The sequence below is a fragment of the Lacinutrix jangbogonensis genome, from assembly GCF_000797445.1.
Taxonomy (GTDB): domain Bacteria; phylum Bacteroidota; class Bacteroidia; order Flavobacteriales; family Flavobacteriaceae; genus Lacinutrix; species Lacinutrix jangbogonensis.
This window is the reverse complement of the sequence record NZ_JSWF01000031.1, coordinates 81,761-100,173: the sequence shown is the minus strand read 5'-3', so window position 1 is coordinate 100,173 and position 18,413 is coordinate 81,761. Positions and strand designations below refer to the sequence as shown.

At 34.5% G+C, this 18,413-nt stretch carries 12 protein-coding genes and 1 pseudogene; 11 read left to right on the top strand and 2 right to left on the bottom strand.

What is annotated here, in order from left to right:
• Positions 1-28: 28 nt before the first annotated feature.
• The 3 genes from RH82_RS12225 (at position 29) to RH82_RS12215 (ending at position 5,782) form a co-directional block, all read left to right on the top strand.
• Positions 29-2,962: a GH92 family glycosyl hydrolase gene (locus RH82_RS12225; RefSeq protein WP_034061112.1), complete on the top strand. Its 2,934-nt coding sequence runs from the start codon at positions 29-31 to the stop codon at positions 2,960-2,962.
• Between the two features lie 69 nt (positions 2,963-3,031).
• Positions 3,032-4,708: an MFS transporter gene (locus RH82_RS12220; protein ID WP_034061110.1), complete on the top strand. Its 1,677-nt coding sequence runs from the start codon at positions 3,032-3,034 to the stop codon at positions 4,706-4,708.
• A 72-nt stretch (positions 4,709-4,780) separates the two neighbouring features.
• Positions 4,781-5,782 (top strand): N(4)-(beta-N-acetylglucosaminyl)-L-asparaginase, encoded by a 1,002-nt coding sequence (locus RH82_RS12215; RefSeq protein WP_034061108.1) that lies wholly within the window; start codon positions 4,781-4,783, stop codon positions 5,780-5,782.
• Between the two features lie 387 nt (positions 5,783-6,169).
• On the opposite strand, the gene cphA is transcribed toward RH82_RS12215, so the two are convergent.
• Complete coding sequence (cphA, locus tag RH82_RS12210) at positions 6,170-8,812, bottom strand: cyanophycin synthetase (protein ID WP_034061106.1); 2,643 nt, start codon at positions 8,810-8,812, stop codon at positions 6,170-6,172.
• Between the two features lie 260 nt (positions 8,813-9,072).
• On the opposite strand from cphA, the gene RH82_RS12205 reads away from it, so the two are divergent.
• The 3 genes from RH82_RS12205 (at position 9,073) to RH82_RS12195 (ending at position 11,621) form a co-directional block, all read left to right on the top strand.
• Positions 9,073-9,933, top strand: coding sequence for a cyanophycinase (locus RH82_RS12205; RefSeq protein ID WP_034061104.1), 861 nt, complete (start codon positions 9,073-9,075; stop codon positions 9,931-9,933).
• Between the two features lie 310 nt (positions 9,934-10,243).
• A complete protein-coding gene (locus tag RH82_RS12200; protein ID WP_034061102.1) occupies positions 10,244-10,537 on the top strand; it encodes a GIY-YIG nuclease family protein in 294 nt (97 codons plus the stop codon).
• A gap of 790 nt (positions 10,538-11,327) precedes the next feature.
• A complete protein-coding gene (locus RH82_RS12195) occupies positions 11,328-11,621 on the top strand; it encodes a GIY-YIG nuclease family protein (protein ID WP_034061100.1) in 294 nt (97 codons plus the stop codon).
• Positions 11,622-11,746: 125 nt separating this feature from the next.
• On the opposite strand, the gene RH82_RS12190 is transcribed toward RH82_RS12195, so the two are convergent.
• Entirely contained in the window at positions 11,747-12,676 is a 930-nt protein-coding gene (locus tag RH82_RS12190; RefSeq protein WP_034061098.1) for an isoaspartyl peptidase/L-asparaginase family protein, read from the bottom strand.
• Between the two features lie 192 nt (positions 12,677-12,868).
• Between RH82_RS12190 and polA the strand changes: the two genes are divergently transcribed.
• The 5 genes and pseudogenes from polA (at position 12,869) to RH82_RS18865 (ending at position 18,412) form a co-directional block, all read left to right on the top strand.
• Positions 12,869-15,724 carry a DNA polymerase I gene (gene polA, locus RH82_RS12185; RefSeq protein WP_034061096.1) on the top strand — a complete coding sequence of 952 codons (2,856 nt, stop codon included), beginning with the start codon at positions 12,869-12,871 and terminating at the stop codon, positions 15,722-15,724.
• 79 nt (positions 15,725-15,803) lie between these two features.
• Positions 15,804-16,814 carry a PDDEXK nuclease domain-containing protein gene (locus RH82_RS12180; RefSeq protein WP_034061094.1) on the top strand — a complete coding sequence of 337 codons (1,011 nt, stop codon included), beginning with the start codon at positions 15,804-15,806 and terminating at the stop codon, positions 16,812-16,814.
• A gap of 6 nt (positions 16,815-16,820) precedes the next feature.
• A pseudogene (locus tag RH82_RS12175) lies at positions 16,821-17,036 on the top strand (DNA polymerase); the annotation flags it as partial.
• 126 nt (positions 17,037-17,162) lie between these two features.
• Positions 17,163-18,098 carry a DNA cytosine methyltransferase gene (locus tag RH82_RS12170; protein WP_241148059.1) on the top strand — a complete coding sequence of 312 codons (936 nt, stop codon included), beginning with the start codon at positions 17,163-17,165 and terminating at the stop codon, positions 18,096-18,098.
• A gap of 116 nt (positions 18,099-18,214) precedes the next feature.
• Complete coding sequence (locus RH82_RS18865) at positions 18,215-18,412, top strand: DNA cytosine methyltransferase (protein WP_241148058.1); 198 nt, start codon at positions 18,215-18,217, stop codon at positions 18,410-18,412.
• The last annotated feature ends 1 nt before the right edge of the window (position 18,413 follow it).

Here is an 18,413-nt window from a genome sequence, read left to right as displayed (position 1 = left end):
TTTTTTAAATTTAGTAATCTATTTTTTAATGAGACATACAATCACTATCCTTTTTAGTTTATTCCTATTATTTACAAGTTGCAAGCACGAAGTAAAAAATGTTCCGGCAGAAAAAGACCAGTCATTAATATCATATGTCAATCCGTTTATTGGTACTGGCGGACATGGTCATACTTACCCAGGAGCGACTATGCCATTTGGAATGATGCAATTAAGTCCAGACACACGTTTAGATGGCTGGGATGGTTGTTCTGGTTACCATTATTCCGACGAATACATCTACGGCTTTTCGCACACACATTTAAGTGGAACGGGTGTTAGCGATTATGGAGACCTTTTAATAATGCCAACAAATGCGCAAACCTTTAATAATGGTGCTGATGGCGAAAAAGGATATAAATCTAAATTCTCGCATGATAATGAGGTCGCAGAACCTGGTTTTTACAAAGTGCATTTAGAAGACACAGAAATTGATGTAGAATTAACCGTTTCTAAGCGTAGCGGTATTCATAAATATGAATTTCCTTCATCTGAAAACCAATATGCCATTGTAGATTTAATGCATCGCGATAAAGTATTAGATGCTAACATTGAAAAAATATCTGAAACCGAAATTGTGGGCTACCGCTTTTCTGACGCTTGGGCAAAAGATCAACGTTTATATTTTGTTATAAAAACATCGCATCCATTTAACGATGTTTTGCAATCGCCACCAAAATCTGGAATGCCTGGTGCTCAAAAAATAGCCTTGAAATTTAGAAACCCAAATAACGAACCTGTTTACATTAAAGTAGGAATTAGTGCAGTTGATGTTGAAGGTGCTAGAAAAAATCTGGAAGGCGAAATTGGAAATCAAACTTTTGATCAAGTAAAAAAAACAGCTCAAGATTTTTGGGAGACACAATTAGAAAAAATAGTTATTGAAAGTGATAACGTCAATAATAAAACCAATTTCTATTCTTCTATGTATCATGTAGCCTTAGCGCCAAATTTATATCAAGATGTGGATGGTAGATATCGCGGTATGGATTTAGAAATCCACACATCTAAAGATTTCGATTATTATACCGTGTTCTCTCTTTGGGATACCTATCGTGCTGCTCATCCACTTTACACGATTATTGAGCAAGATAAAACTAACGATTTTATAAACACCTTTTTAGCTAAATACGACGAAGGTGGAATTATGCCTATCTGGGATTTAAGTGCCAATTACACAGGCTGTATGATTGGCTATCATGCTGTACCAGTGATTTCAGACGCCTATTTAAAAGGTATTCGTGGTTACGATGAAAACAAAGCATTAGAAGCGATGATGCATAGTGCAACGCGAGATAAATTAGGATTAAAAAGCTATAAAAAATTCGGGTTCATTCCTGTAGAAGAAGAGAGCGAATCGGTTTCTAAAACTTTGGAATATGCTTATGATGATTGGACGCTTGCGCAAATGGCAAAAGTCATGAATAAAAAAGATATTTATAAGGACTATACAGAAAGAGCACAAAATTACAAGAATGTTTTCGACCCAGAAACGCAATTTATGCGAGGTCGTTTTCGTAATACTTGGTTTGCACCTTTCGATCCTTACGAAGTGAATTTTAATTATACTGAAGCCAATTCTTGGCAATACAGTTTTTATGTACCACAAGATATTTCCGGCTTTATCGATTTATTAGGTGGAAAAGATAAACTAGAAGCCAATTTAGATAAATTATTTATTGCCGAAGACCAAACTTCTGGTCGACATCAAGTAGATATCACAGGTTTAATTGGGCAATATGCACATGGTAATGAGCCCAGTCATCACATGGCTTATTTGTATAATTTTGTAAATAAACCAAACAAGACGCAAGAGAAAGTACATCAAATTTTAACCGAATTATATACTAATACTCCAGATGGTATTTCTGGAAATGAAGATTGCGGACAAATGAGTGCATGGTACATTTTTAGTTCCATAGGTTTTTATCCGGTTACACCAGGAAGCAATCAATATATTATTGGCACACCTTTATTCGAAAAAGCGACTTTTAACTTAGAAAACGGAAAAACGTTTACTGTTTCTGCTGAAAACTTAAGCGATTCGAACATTTATATAGCATCTGCAACTTTAAATGGAAAACCACATAATCAATCTTATATCTCACATGAAGATATAATGAATGGTGGAACACTTCATTTTAAAATGAAAGGAGCTGCAACGGAATGGGCTTCAAAAAACAACGAAGTTCCTGAAACAAAAATTGAAGATCATATTATTGTTACGCCTCCATTTATATCAAAAGGCGATACCGCTTTTAATGGTAAAACTGAAGTTGAATTAAAAAGCAATACTAAGGATGCCATCATTTATTATTCAGAAAACAATTCTGGTTATAAAAAATATACAACACCATTTACGATTTCTGAAGCTGAAACATTAAAAGTCTATTCAGAATTTAATGAGAAAAAAAGTAAAACAATAACAACCAATTTCTTCAAAATAGACCCTAATCTTTCTGTGACATTAGATTCTGAATATGCAAATCAATATAATGCAGGCGGGAAAGATGCCTTAATAGATGGTATTTTGGGTACTCAAGATTTTAGAACAGGAACATGGCAAGGTTATTTTGATACAGATTTAATTGCCACTATAGATTTAGGAAGCGTAAAAACGGTAAACACTGTAAGTGTTAATTTTCTTCAAGACCAAAGAAGTTGGATTTTTCTTCCAACCGATATCGCCGTATTTGGCTCTAAAGATGGTAAGACTTTTAAATCAATTAGTAAAAATGATTTTGGCCCAGTAGTCGCTGTAGAAAGCCCAGCAATTAAATCGCATGTCGTAAATAAACTTAACTCGAAATTTCGTTTCATAAAAATAATAGCCAAAAAACTAGGTCAACTTCCAGAATGGCACTTAGGGTATAAAGATGATGGTAGAAGTTGGTTATTTGTAGATGAAATAATTATAAAATAACAACACACAATTTAAACACGAATTTAAGAACATATTTTAATTACATTTAGACCAACTAAAAACTAACCAATGAAAGACCAAAACAACAAATCTGCTTTAACGACCTTAGTTACTGTCTTCTTTTTTTGGGGATTTATTGCTGCATCCAACAGTGTATTTATTCCTTTTTGTAAAACATATTTTGAAATTGATCAATTTCAATCGCAACTGGTAGAGTTTGCATTTTATGGTGCTTATTTTATTGGAGCACTCTTACTTTTCATTGTGTCTAGCTCGATTAAAAAAGACATTATTAATTCTTGGGGCTACAAAAAAGGAATTATTTATGGTTTGCTACTCTCTGCAATTGGCGCATTTATTATGTATCCGGCTACAGCGGGAGCTGTACAAGGAGAAACAAGTGTTTTCTATTATGTTTTAATTGCCTTATTTATTGTTGGTTTAGGTTTTTCTTTACAACAAACTACTGCTAATCCATTTGCTATTGCACTTGGCGATCCTAAAACGGGTTCTCATCGTTTAAATTTAGCTGGAGGAATTAACTCTTTAGGAACAACTATAGGACCAATAGTTGTGGCTTTAGTTATTTTTGGAACGGCATCAGTAAGTCCAGAAGAGTTGGTAAGAATGATTAAGAATAATGAAATTACATTGACCACAGTACAAATGCTTTACTTAGGTGTTGGTGTATTGTTTTTATTAGCTGCAGCATTATTTCATTTCTCTAAAAAATTACCTGCATTAAAGTCTGAAACAGCTTTTGAACCAGCAAATAAAGCAAGAAATTTACTTATTTTATTAACTGTAGTCATTCTTAGTTGCTTTGGTTACATATTTAGCACCTATTCTGGAGATGCGGTTTCTACGGAAAATTTAGAAAAATCACGTTTAATCTTATTATTTGTAGCATTACTGGCAGTAGTCGCTACAATATTTTTCGCAAACACAAGCGCTTCAAAAAAAGCCGAAGGTTGGGGCGCAATGAAATACCCACAATTGGTTTTAGGCATGTTAGCAATCTTCACTTACGTTGGTGTAGAAGTAACAATCGGAAGTAATTTAGGTGAGCTATTAAAACAAGTTACGGATAAAGTTGCTAATACGAATCCGTTAGGATTACCAGTGCTTAACGATGCTGGAATCGCACCATTTATATCACTGTATTGGGGCGGCTTAATGATTGGTCGTTGGGTTGGAGCAATAACCGTTTTTAGTCCGAGTAAAGGGTTAAAAAAAGCGCTATTGATTATTGTGCCTTACGTTGCTTTTGGAGTAATACTATTATTTAATGGCATTGCCGGAAAAGTATTTTCTACAAACGAAATCCTATTTTTCGCAATCTGTGTCGCTGTTCAAATTGGTGGTTTCTTCTTGGCTAAAGACAACCCAGTAAAAACGCTAAAAATATTTGCTTTACTTGGCGTAATTGCTATGTTAATCGGTTTATTCACTACAGGAAACGTTGCTTTATTTGCATTTTTATCTGGTGGATTATTTTGTTCTATTATGTGGCCATGTATTTTCACATTAAGTATTGCTGGTCTTGGAAAATATACTTCTCAAGGTTCCGCTTTTTTAATAATGATGATTCTTGGTGGTGCAATTATTCCGCCGTTACAAGGAAAATTAGCAGATGTCTACAGTATTCAATCATCCTATTGGATGGCCGTTTTATGCTTTGCTTATTTATTATTCTATGCGTATAGAGCTAAATCTGTATTAGATAGGCAAGGTGTAGAATATTAAAAATTAAATTATTTCCATCTTACTGAAACAAGTTCAGCACAAATCACGGAAATAAAAAAAAATACTTTTTCTATGAATAGAAGAAAATTCTTAAAAAATACAACACTTTCTACTGCTGGTTTAGCTGTAGGAAGCACTTTAATTAGTTGTGCTGAAGACAGTAAAATAGAAAAACCAATAATCACAACTAAAGCTGTTGCATCCTTTCCATTAGTGATTGCAACTTGGCATGTAGAGAATGCTACAGCTGAAGCCTATAAGGTTTTAGAAAAAGGCGGTAACGCATTAGATGCTGTCGAAGCTGGTTGTAAAATTGAAGAAGCCAACGAAAAAGGACAATCTGTAGGAAAAGGAGGCTTACCAGATCGCGACGGAAACGTGACTTTAGATGCTTGCATTATGGATAAAAATGGAAACTGTGGTTCCGTAGTCTATCTTCAAAATGTTACACACGCTATCTCTGTTGCTAGACACGTGATGGAGAAAACGCCTCACGTCATGTTAGCGGGAAAAGGTGCGGAAAAATATGCTTATGAACTTGGTTTTAAAAAAGAAAATCTATTAACCGAAGCCTCAAAAGAAGCCTGGGAAAAATGGAAAGTTGAAGCAAAATACAAGCCTATTATTAATATAGAAAATCATGATACCATTGGCATGATAGCCATCGATAAAAATGGTGACATTTCTGGTGCTTGTACCACAAGCGGACTTGCTTACAAAATGGGTGGACGTGTTGGTGATTCTCCAATTATTGGCGCTGGATTATTTATAGACAATGAAGTTGGAGGTTGTGTAGCTACAGGACTTGGAGAAGAGGTTGTTAAAACAGTTGGCAGCTTTTTGGTTGTAGAACTTATGAGACAAGGGAAATCGCCACAGGAGGCTTGTGAAGAAGCTATTGGTCGTATTGTAAACAAACCAAATAGCAACTATAAAAACTTCCAAGTTGGTTATGTCGCCGTTAACAAACAAGGTGAAACAGGTTGTTTTGGTATTCATCAATGGTTTAGCATGACTAAGTATCAAAATGGAGTGAATGAACAAATTCAGTCTGAGTTTATGGTTAAGGCCTAGTACATGCTGATTCTAAATTCTTTAAAAAAACTATTGTTTATTTTTTAGACTAAGTAAAAACTCAAAAAAAACGCAAGCATATAATTTTATGCCACACTTCTCTTACTTTAAGCCGAGTATGCATTCTGTTTTTTTATAAAAAAAATATAAGAAAAGTGGCGTAAATATAAAAGCCGCTTCACACTTTTTGCAAACCATCCGAATTTAGCTAAAGCGATATTCACCTTCCTTCAACTATAAGAAGGAACACATCAAATTTAAAGTTTTAAAACCGCATCCAAATTAGCGCTAATTGAGCTTCACACAATGTCACTATTTACTAAAAAAACAAAAAGCCGAAACTTTCGTTTCGGCTTTCATATCTATTCTATTTATTTATTAAAATTTCTAATCAGTAAAATTCAATTCACCTCGAGATTCTTGTGCTTTAAATTTCTGAACCAACTCTAAAGCATCTGGAATAACATCGCTACATAAAATAATTAGTGAGCCTTTAACTGCGTTTTTAATAGCATAAGTTATCGCTTCTTTTTCCGATGGAATAATAGTTGTTTTCTTATTTGGGTCTTTCTTTTTAATACCATCATTTAGCATTTTAATAAGTTCCTCTTCTGTTTTTCCACGTAAGCGTTTGTCTTGACGAATAATAATTTCATCGAACATTTCGGCTGCAATACCTCCCATTTCGTTATTATCTTCTACTCTTCTATCTCCAATTCCAGCTATAATTCCTACTTTTACAGTCGCATCTAACTCTTCAACAAAACCTTGAAGTGCTCTCATTCCTGCAGGGTTATGTGCATAATCTAACAGAATAGTGAAATCTTTAAATTCGAATAGATTTAAACGTCCTGGCGTTAGTGCCGCAGAAGGAATGAAAGTTTCTAAACCCGCTTTCATATCCTCAATACTTATGCCTTGTACATGTACTGCAAGAACAGCAGCTAACACATTTTGAATCATAAATTTAGCTTTTCCGCCATAAGTCAACGGAATATTTTCAGCTTTCATTAAGCGCATTTTCCACTCGCCTCTACAAATAGTTACCCAGCCGTTTTCGTAAACTGCTGTGATACCATTTAAACGCTGTAATGCTTTAATATGCGGGTTATTCTCGTCCATAGAAAATAAAGCTACATTACATTCTAGATTACGTCGCATATCATAAACCAAATCATCATCTGCATTTAAAATAGCATAACCCTCTGGTAAAACAGTTTCTGGAACTACTGCTTTTACCTTCGCTAATTGCTCTATAGTATGTATTCCTTTTAAACCTAAATGATCTGCTGCTACATTTGTAACAACTGCAACATCACATTTTTTAAATCCTAATCCAGCACGTAATAATCCACCTCTAGCACATTCTAAAACAGCAAAGTTTACTGTAGGATCTTTTAGTACAAACTCCGCACTTGCGGGTCCTGTGCAATCTCCTGTCATTAATAATCTATTCTGTATATAAACACCATCACTAGTAGTGTAACCTACGCGATAGCCTTTCATTTTTGCAATGTGCGCTATTAATCGTGTTGTTGTTGTTTTACCATTAGTTCCTGAAGTTGCAATAATAGGAATACGTCCTGTTTCTCCTTTTGTTGGAAATAATTTATCGATTACAGGAGCAGCAACATTTCTTGGCAATCCAGAAGTTGGTGCTAAATGCATTCTAAATCCTGGCCCAGCATTGACTTCTAGAACAGCACCTCCAGTTTCTGAAAGCGGTTTAGAAATATCCGTGGTCATGATATCAATACCGCAAATATCTAAATCAATAATTTTCGAGATACGCTCTGCCATAGCAATATTTGCAGGGTGAATAATATCTGTAATATCTGCTGCAGTGCCTCCAGTACTTAAGTTCGCTGTATCTTTTAAAATAAGTCTTTCGCCTTTAGAAATAACCGATTCTAAAGTATAGCCAGCAGCTTTAATTATAGTTTGCGTTAACTCGTTTGCAGTAATTTTTGTGAGTACATTTTCATGTCCATAACCACGACGCGGATCGCTATTTACTTTATCTATTAATTCTTGAATAGTCGATTTACCATCACCCAAAACATGAGCAGGCGTTCTAATAGCTCCGGCAACTAATACATTATTAATAACTAATAATCTATAATCTTCACCAATAACAAACTTTTCTACTATAATCGCTCCACTTCTAGAGCTGCCTTTTGCATGATTAAAAGCGACTAGAGCATCATCGTAGTTTTGTATGTCTACGGTAATTCCTCTTCCGTGATTTCCATCTACAGGTTTAATTACCAAAGGATAACCAACATAGCGACAAGCTTCTTTTAAACTACGTTCGCGTCTTATAATATCTCCTTTAGGGACTTCAACCTCAGCTTGCTCTAAAAGGTATTTTGTATCTTCTTTATCGCATGCTATTTCCACACCAATACTACTAGTTTCACTAGTAACTGTTGCTTGAATACGTTTTTGGTTTGCACCATAACCTAATTGGCATAACGAATATTTATTTAAACGAATCCAAGGAATACCGCGCGCTTCAGCTTCGGCAACTATAGATCCTGTACTTGGTCCTAAACGCGAGCTTTCTCTTAATTCACGCATTTCTTGAATATCTTCAGACAAATCATAATCTTCTCCACTTATTAGAGCTTCACAAATCCTAACCGCAGATTTTGCAGCAAATCGCCCAACATTTTCTTCCATATAAGAGAATACAACATTGTAAACACCTTCTTCTCCATAACCACGTGTTCTACCAAAGCCTGTATCCATTCCAGCAAGCGTTTGGATTTCTAATGCAATATGTTCTATTACGTGTCCCATCCAAGTGCCATCATCTACACGCATAAAAAATCCGCCTTCGCAACCTTCAGAACAGCGATGAGAATACATCGTTGGAAACATCGCTTTTAAACGTTCAGGAAAACCGTCAACCTTATTAGATGGTTTTTCTTCCATATCTTCTAGGTCCAAAACCATAACAATAAGTTTATGTCTTCTTATAGACCAGTAGTTTGGTCCTCTCATGGCATTTATTTCGCGTATTTTCATAATAATTGGTTTCGTTAGTTCGTGATATCGTCTTTACTTTTTTTGTTTCCTATACTAGGGAAAAATTCACCCCTAATTTCTTTCTTAAACCTAACAGGGCTAAATTTTTCAAAAGAAATTCATCTAAATACATTGTATCTCATTTTCGATTTAAAACAAAAATGAAAAAAGCACTCGTTGAAAGATTATAAATATATAAATTTTTCTCTTAAAAATTTAGTTTATTTTTGTGGCATACAAAATATTGCAATCCCAGACTTATGTTGAAGAATAAAGGAACACTAATTCCTATTGGTGGAAATGAAGATAAAGGAATAGAAGAAAACGAGCAATACACTCTAGAGTTTATAGACGATGGTATTCTATTTCATGTAGTAAGAGAAGCCGGAGGAACAGCTGCAAATATTGTTGTTATCCCAACAGCATCAAGTATTCCTGTAGAAGTAGGTGAAAATTATTTAGAAGCTTTTTCTACTTTAGGGTGTACAAATGTTACTGTTTTAGACATAAGAAGTAAGGAAGATTCTGAAAAACCAGAATCAATTGCAATAATCAAAAATGCCAATTGTTTAATGTTTTCTGGTGGTGACCAATCTAAAATCACTAATAAAATTGGTGGTACACAAATTCACGACATTATAAAACACCGTTATAAAACCGAAAAAGGTTTTGTTGTCGCTGGTACAAGTGCGGGAGCAATGATGATGTCTAACGAAATGATTGCTGGTGGAAGTGCAACAGAGTCTTTTATAAAAGGTGCTGTAACTATGTATAAAGGCCTGAGTTTGGTGCCTGGACTAATTATCGATACACACTTTATTAGACGTGGCCGTTTTGGACGTATTTCTGAAGCTGTAGCACAATTCCCAAAACTTATTGGTATTGGTTTAGCAGAAGACACTGGTATGATTATTAAAAATAGTAAATGCCGCGTTATTGGCTCTGGAATGGTTATTATTTTCGATGGCAGACGCATAAAACATAATAAACATAAAGAACTGTCAGAAGGCACACCAATGTCTTTAACCAACATGCGCACGCATATTTTATCAAATGGTGATCTTTTCCATATCGATAAGAAAAAGGTTAAAGTTTTACCTATTGAAGCGTCTTTTATTTAACACATTTCTTTGAAAAAAGGAATCTCATAATTTAAATTTCTTACTCCCTTTTTTTGGGCGTTACCTAAAGGTCGCGCTTTCCGCTATATCTTTTGCAAAAAAGCAAAAGGATGTCGCTGCAATCGCTAACGCGGAAAACTACAATACATTGATGCTTTTTAAACGGTTCTCGATACAATTTCGATGAAAAATCGAAACCACTCGAAGTGACAACAAGGTTCAATTAACAACTCAGCTTGTCACTTCGAGTGGTTTTTGAGGTACGAGAAAATTATATCGAGAAGCACATCATTTTTAACTACCTTTAAATATGAAAACATACTACGTTTACATATTAGAGTGTTCAGATAAAAGTTATTACACAGGTTTCACCTCAAAACTTCAAGCAAGAGTTATAGAACATCAAACAGGTAAATATCCAGATAGCTACACGCATAATAGAAGACCAATCAAGTTAGTTTTTCATGCTGAGTTCACAAATCTAAATCAGGCTATTGAATCAGAAAAACAGATTAAAAAATGGTCAAGAGCAAAGAAAGAAGCATTAATAAATAATGCGTTCGAGAACTTGCCTAATCTTTCGAAAAAGAAGTTTAAGGATTGATTGGTTCTCGATACAATTTCGATGAAAAATCGAAACCACTCGAAGTGACAACAAGGTTCAATTAACAACTCAGCTTGTCACTTCGAGTGGTTTGTGAAGCATGAGCAAATGGTATGGAGAAGCATCACATAAGTTCTCGATACAATTTCGATGAAAAATCGAAACCACTCGAAATGACAATAAGATATCATAAACCACTTAGCTTGTCACTTCGAGTGGTTTGTGAAGCATGAGCAAATGGTATGGAGAAGCATCACATAAGTTCTCGATACAATTTCGATGAAAAATCGAAACCACTCGAAATGACAATAAGATATCATAAACCACTTAGCTTGTCACTTCGAGTGGTTTTTGAGGCACGAGAAAATGGTATCGAGAAGCATAAATAAGTTCTCGATACTAAATTGCTGAAAAAGCAATTGCAGGCGAACTGACAATAAGTTATCATTAAAAACTTAGCTTGTCACTTCGAGTGGTTTTTGAGGTACGAGAAAATTGTATCGAGAAGCATAAATAAGTTCTCGATACTAAATTGCTGAAAAAGCAATTTCACTCGAACTGACAACTAGTTATCGTTAAAGACTCAGCTTGTCACTTCGAGTGGTTTGTGAGGCACGAGAAAATTGTATCGAGAAGCATAAATAAGTTCTCGATACAATTTCGATGAAAAATCGAAACCACTCGAAGTGACAACAAGGTTCAATTAACAACTCAGCTTGTCACTTCGAGTGGTTTGTGAGGCACGAGAAAATTGTATCGAGAAGCACATCATTTTTAACTACCTTTAAATATGAAAACATACTACGTTTACATATTAGAGTGTTCAGATAAAAGTTATTACACAGGTTTCACCTCAAAACTTCAAGCAAGAGTTATAGAACATCAAACAGGTAAATATCCAGATAGCTACACGCATAATAGAAGACCAATCAAGTTAGTTTTTCATGCTGAATTCACAAATCCAAATCAGGCTATTGAATCAGAAAAACAGATTAAAAAATGGTCAAGAGCAAAGAAAGAAGCATTAATAAATAATGCGTTCGAGAACTTGCCTAATCTTTCGAAAAAGAAGTTTAAGGATTGATTGGTTCTCGATACAATTTCGATGAAAAATCGAAATCACTCGAACTGACAACTAGTTATGATTAAAGACTCCGCTTGTCACTTCGAGTGGTTTGTGAAGTACGAGAAAATGGTATCGAGAAATTCTTACTTATAAATGGAAACCTCTTCAGTTCCAGTAGAAGATTTACTAGCACGATACATTCCTTCTGTATTAAAAGGCATCGCAATATTTCCTTTCGTATCGATAGCAATTAGACCACCATCCCCTTTTATTTCGAGAATACGTTTGTGTATTACTTCGCTTGCGGCAGCTTCTAAACTTAGTCCTTTATGTTCTATTAGGCATGCCACATCGTAAGCAACAACACCACGAATAAAAAACTCACCACTTCCTGTACATGAGATAGCACAAGTTTTATTATTAGCATAATTTCCGGCTCCAATCATTGGACTATCACCTACGCGGCCCCATTTTTTATTGGTCATACCACCAGTAGACGTTGCAGCAGCAATGTTTCCTTCTTTATCGCAAGCAACAGCGCCTACAGTTCCAAATTTAGAATCCTTCTTTTTAGCATGATCTAACTGAAAACTATCGGTGTCTTTAATTTCTAACCACTGATTATGTCTTAGTTCATCGTAAAAATACGATGAACCTTCCAAATTATAATCTAGTTCTTTAGCAAACTGCATTGCACCGTCACCAGCAAGAAAAACATGTTCGCTTTTTTCCATCACATCACGTGCTAGGCTTACCGGGTTTTTAATGCCAGTAATTAAACTTACAGCTCCTGCATTTAATGTTTTACCGTCCATTATACTTGCATCCATTTCATGACTTTCGGTCGCAGTAAAAACGCTGCCTTTTCCAGCGTTAAACAATGGTGAATCTTCTAAAACAACCACTGCTTTTTCAACAGCTTCTGTGGCAGTTCCTCCAGATTCTAAAATGTGATACCCTGAGTCTAAAGCTAATTGTAAAGCGGCTTTATATCTTGTTTCTAATTCTGGAGTCATCATACCTTTTACTAAAGTCCCTGCTCCACCATGTATGGCTATTGAAAATGTGTTCATTTATTGTAAATTTTAAGGCTACAAAAATACGTTGAGATTTTTTAATAACTTTCTTAAAAATCAGGTTCTTTTATTTTTTAAGAAATTGTAATTTGCAAATTGCAGCTATAAACAGGTTTTTTATTCTCTTTTTCGAATTAAGACTTTTTGACTGCGCTCAGAGTGACAGTTTTCACATTATAATATATACCAATGTCAGATAACAATAAACGCGTCTTTTTAATAGATGCTTTCGCATTAATTTTTCGTGGCTACTATGCCTTTATAAAAAACCCAAGAATTAACTCTAAAGGCGAAGATACCTCAGCAATTATGGGTTTTATGAACTCGTTATTAGATGTTATTAAACGCGAACGACCAGATTATTTAGCGGTTTGTTTTGATAAAGGCGGAAGTACAGACCGCGTCGAAATGTTTGCCGAATATAAAGCCAATAGAGATGAAACTCCAGAAGGTATTAAAACGGCGATTCCGTATATCATGGACATTTTAAAAGCCATGCATATTCCTATTGTGGTAAAAGCAGGTTTTGAAGCCGATGATGTTATTGGAACTCTTGCCAAACAAGCCGAAAAAGAAGGTTTCCAAACCTTTATGGTGACTCCAGATAAAGATTTTGCGCAATTAGTAAGCGAAAACATATTTATGTACAGACCCATGTTTGGCGGTGGATATGAAACTTGGGGCATTCCAGAAGTACAAAAGAAATTTGAAGTTACAGACCCTTTACAAGTCATTGACTTTTTAGGTATGATGGGAGACGCCAGTGATAATATTCCTGGATTACCAGGAGTTGGAGAAAAAACGGCGAAGAAGTTTTTAGCAGCTTATGGGTCTATGGAAAATCTTTTAGCCAATACACACGAGCTCAAAGGTAAAATGAAAGAAAAAATTGAAGCCAATGGCGCACTGGGATTATTATCTAAAAAACTAGCAACCATAATGCTAGATGTTCCGGTGACTTTTGATGCTAAAGATTACGAAATGTCTACACCAGATGTTCCTAAAGTAACTGAAATTTTTCAAGAATTAGAGTTTAGAAGACTGATAGATAATTTTAATAAAACCTTTGCTTCTGGCGCGGAAGCAACAGCGACACCAAAAGAGACTACTTCAGAAAAAGCAGAAATAAAAGTAACACCAAAGGAAGCTGAAAGTGCAGGTGCGGGACAATTTAATTTGTTTGGAGGCGAGAGTACTTCCGCGGAAGCGACAACCGAAGATCCATTGACAAGAAAAACCATTGCAACCTATTCGCACTTCTACCAAAGTATAGCACCAGGAATGGCAACCAAACTATTCATTAAAAATATAATGAACCAAACGTCTGTGTGTTTCGATACGGAAACCACAGGATTAAATCCGTTAACGGCAGAGTTGGTTGGTATTGCTTTTTCATGGGAAGTAAGCAAAGGTTTCTACTTGCCATTTCCTGAAGATAAAGAAGAAGCACAAGCAATTATTGAAGAACTAAGACCATTTTTTGAAAACGAATCGATTCAGAAAATTGGACAGAATTTAAAATACGATATTAAAGTATTGGCAAAATACAACGTGCAGGTTAAAGGACACTTGTTCGACACCATGTTAGCACACTATTTAATTAATCCTGATATGCGCCATAATATGGATATATTGGCAGAAACGTACTTAAACTATACACCTGTTTCTATTGTAGAATTGATTGGTAAAAAAGGAAAGAATCAATTATCCATGCGAGATGTGCCGTTAGAAAAACAAACGGAATATGCGGTTGAAGATTCAGATATTACATTACAACTGGCAGCCCATTTTGAAAAAGAGTTAGGCGAAGCCAATACCAAAAAACTATTCAATACTATTGAAGTGCCTTTACTTCGTGTACTTGCTGCCATGGAATTAGAAGGTATTAATCTAGATGTACCTTTTTTAAATGGCTTAGCTGAAGATTTAAACAAAGACATCGACACCTTGGTTGCTAAAATTTACGACGTTGCAGGCGAAGAATTTAATATCGCGTCACCAAAACAATTAGGCATTATCCTATTCGAAAAACTGAAGCTTGTAGACAAGCCTAAAAAGACAAAAACAGGTCAATATAAAACTGGAGAAGATATCTTATCTGCTTTAGCAAAAGAGCATGAAATAATTAGAGACATCTTAGAATATCGTGGTTTAGCAAAACTAAAAAGCACCTATGTTGATGCCTTACCATTGCAAGTGGAAGCATCTACAGGTCGTGTGCACACAGATTACATGCAAACCGTTGCTGCTACAGGACGTTTAAGTAGTAATAATCCGAATTTACAGAATATCCCAATTCGTACAGAACGTGGTCGTCAAGTGCGTAAAGCGTTTATACCACGAAATGACGAGTACACTTTACTGGCTGCCGATTATAGCCAAATAGAACTGCGTATTATTGCTGCTTTAAGTAAAGAAGAAACCATGATTGAAGCCTTTAAAAATGGCGAAGATATTCATGCCTCTACAGCGTCTAAAGTATTTAATGTGCCTTTAGCCGAAGTAACCAGAGACCAACGTAGTAATGCCAAAACCGTAAACTTTGGGATTGTGTATGGTGTGTCTGCTTTTGGTTTAAGTAACCAAACCGATTTATCGCGTGGTGAAGCCAAAGAATTGATTGACACCTATTACGAAACCTACCCAAAACTTAAAAAATACATGAGCGAACAGGTAGATTTTGCTCGTGATAATGGGTATGTAAAAACCGTTTTAGACCGAAGGCGTTACCTAAAAGATATTAATAGCGCTAACGCAATTGTTCGTGGTGCAGCAGAACGTAATGCTGTAAATGCACCAATACAAGGTTCTGCTGCAGATATTATTAAAATTGCCATGATTAATATTTATAACAAACTAGAAGCTGGTAATTATAAAACCAAAATGTTACTGCAAGTTCATGATGAATTGGTTTTTGATGTGTATAAACCTGAACTAGAGGAAATGAAAACCTTGATTAAAACGGAAATGGAAAGTGCTTTTGTGATGGAGGTTCCTTTGGATGTTGAAATGGATGTTGGTTTGAATTGGTTGGAGGCGCATTAGGAAAAGACTCAATTGTAAAACCGCCTTTGGATAACCGCCTCAAATTTTGCGTTATCTTTGGTTTTAGAATATTAGAATAATGCCTATAGAAAAAACAGAATATCAAAATATACTTAAGGATTTAGTTTCTATCGTTGAAAAAACAAAAACTCAAGTCGCTATTCAAGCTAATAGTGCTTTGACCATAATGTTTTGGCAAATAGGGAAACGCATTCAATCTGAAATTTTAGAAAATAATAGAGCAAAATATGGACAAGAAATTGTCGTTTCACTGTCACGAGCATTGACAATTAATTTTGGGAGTAGTTTTAAAGATAAAAATCTTCGACGAATGATTCAATTTTCTGAAAAATTCTCAGATTTTGAGACTGTCGTTACACTGTCACGACATTTGTCATGGTCTCATTTTTTAGTTCTAATTCCTCTAAAAACAGAGAAAGAACGCTATTTCTATTCTAAAAACGTGTTTAATAACTTAACTAGCGTTAGAGATTTACGAAATCAAATTTCAAAAAAAGTTTACGAAAGAACCGAACATGCAGATATTCAGATTAATGAAAGTAAACACCTTGAAAAAGGAGTCTTTAAAGACCCTTATTTACTGGACTTTTTAGATTTAAAAGACGGTTATTTAGAAAACGATTTAGAAAGTGCTATTCTTAAAGAACTTGAATTATTCCTATTAGAATTAGGTAACGGATTTACTTTTGTAGAAAGACAAAAAAGAATGATAATAGATGGAGACGACTATTATTTAGACTTATTATTTTATCACAGAAAACTAAAAAGACTAGTTGCAATTGAACTTAAAATTGACAAATTTAAAGCCAAATACAAAGGACAAATGGAATTGTATTTAAAATGGCTAGAAAAACACGAAATGCAAGAAGGAGAGCATGCTCCAATAGGAATTATACTATGCACAGAAGCCAGTAAAGAACAAATAGAACTTCTAGAAATGCATAAAGATGGTATTATGGTTGCCGAATATTGGACTGAGGTTTTACCAAAAGAACAACTAGAAAAGAAATTACACCAAGCATTATTGAAAGCAAAGGAACGTATTGAAAGAAAGAAGCTAAATGAATAAAGGTTAATTGCCATGATTAATATTTACAACAAACTAGAAGCTGGTAATTATAAAACTAAAATGCTACTACAAGTACATGATGAATTGGTTTTTGATGTTTATAAACCAGGACTTGAGGAAATGAAAACCTTGATTAAAACTGAAATGGAAAGTGCTTTTGTAATGGAGGTTCCGTTGGATGTGGAAATGGATGTTGGTTTGAATTGGTTGGAGGCGTATTAGGGAATTTATAAAATAAAAAGGCTGATTACGGAATACCGTAAAACACAATAGTAATTATCGTTTATATTTGAAAACAATTGCTTTCTTTCTTAATAAAATGTAATGACTTTAGAATAAAAATGAAAAATGAAAGATAAAAAGTTGAAATTTATAGACTTATTTTCAGGTGCAGGAGGATTATCAGAAGGCTTTATGAGAGCTGGCTTTAGTCCAATTGCTCATGTTGAAATGAACAAAGATGCTTGTGATACTTTAAAAACAAGAACTGCATATCATTATTTAAAAGAAAACAATAAAATAGATATTTATCATAATTATCTTAAAAAGAAGATTACCCGAGAACAGTATTGGGAATCTGTACCAAGTAAAATTATTGAATCTGTAATTAATACAGAAATTTCAAATGAAACTCTAGATGATATATTTCAACAAATAGATTCTTCTCTTGATAATAATAATAATATAGATTTAATCATTGGTGGACCTCCTTGTCAAGCCTATTCAATAGCAGGAAGAGCAAGAGATCCCAAAGGAATGAAAGACGACCCAAGAAATCATCTTTATAAACACTACGTTGAATTCCTTAAGAAGTATAATCCTAAAATGTTTGTTTTTGAAAATGTTCCAGGAATTCTATCTGCTAGTAATGGAACTTTCTTAAAAGAAATTTATAAAGCAATAAATGATGCAGGCTACGAAATAGAAATCCCACCGAAAAAACACCTTAATTCTAAACACTTTAATGTTTTACAAGACAGAAAAAGAGTAATCATGATTGGCTGGAAAAAAGGACTAAACCATAAATATCCTAATTTTGAAGATAATATAACTAAATATAAGCTAGGAGAAAGTATATTCTCTGACCTACCAAAGCTCAAACATGGTCAAGGTAATCTTGGTGTAATTAAATATGCTAAACCAATTACAGCTTATTTAAAGGAAACTGGTATAAGGAATTGTATAGATTTCACAACACAACATCTAGCAAGACCTCATAATGAAACAGATTTAGAAATATATAGGATAGCGGTTAATTTACTTCTTAAAAAAGAAAAAAATTAAATTACGCGGATTTACCCGAAAGACTAATTAAACATAAGAACACAACCTCTTTCACAAATAGATTTCGAGTAGTCAATCCAGATGGTATTTCCAATACAGTAGTTGCTCATATTGCAATGGATGGTCACTATTACATACATCCAGACATAAAACAAAATAGGTCAATTTCCTTAAGAGAAGCTGCAAGGATTCAATCATTTCCAGATGATTTTTTCTTTGAAGGAAGCAGAACTGCTGCTTTTAAACAAATTGGTAATGCTGTACCTCCTTTAATGGCAGAAGGTATTGCTAATAAAATTAAAGAAATTTTATAGT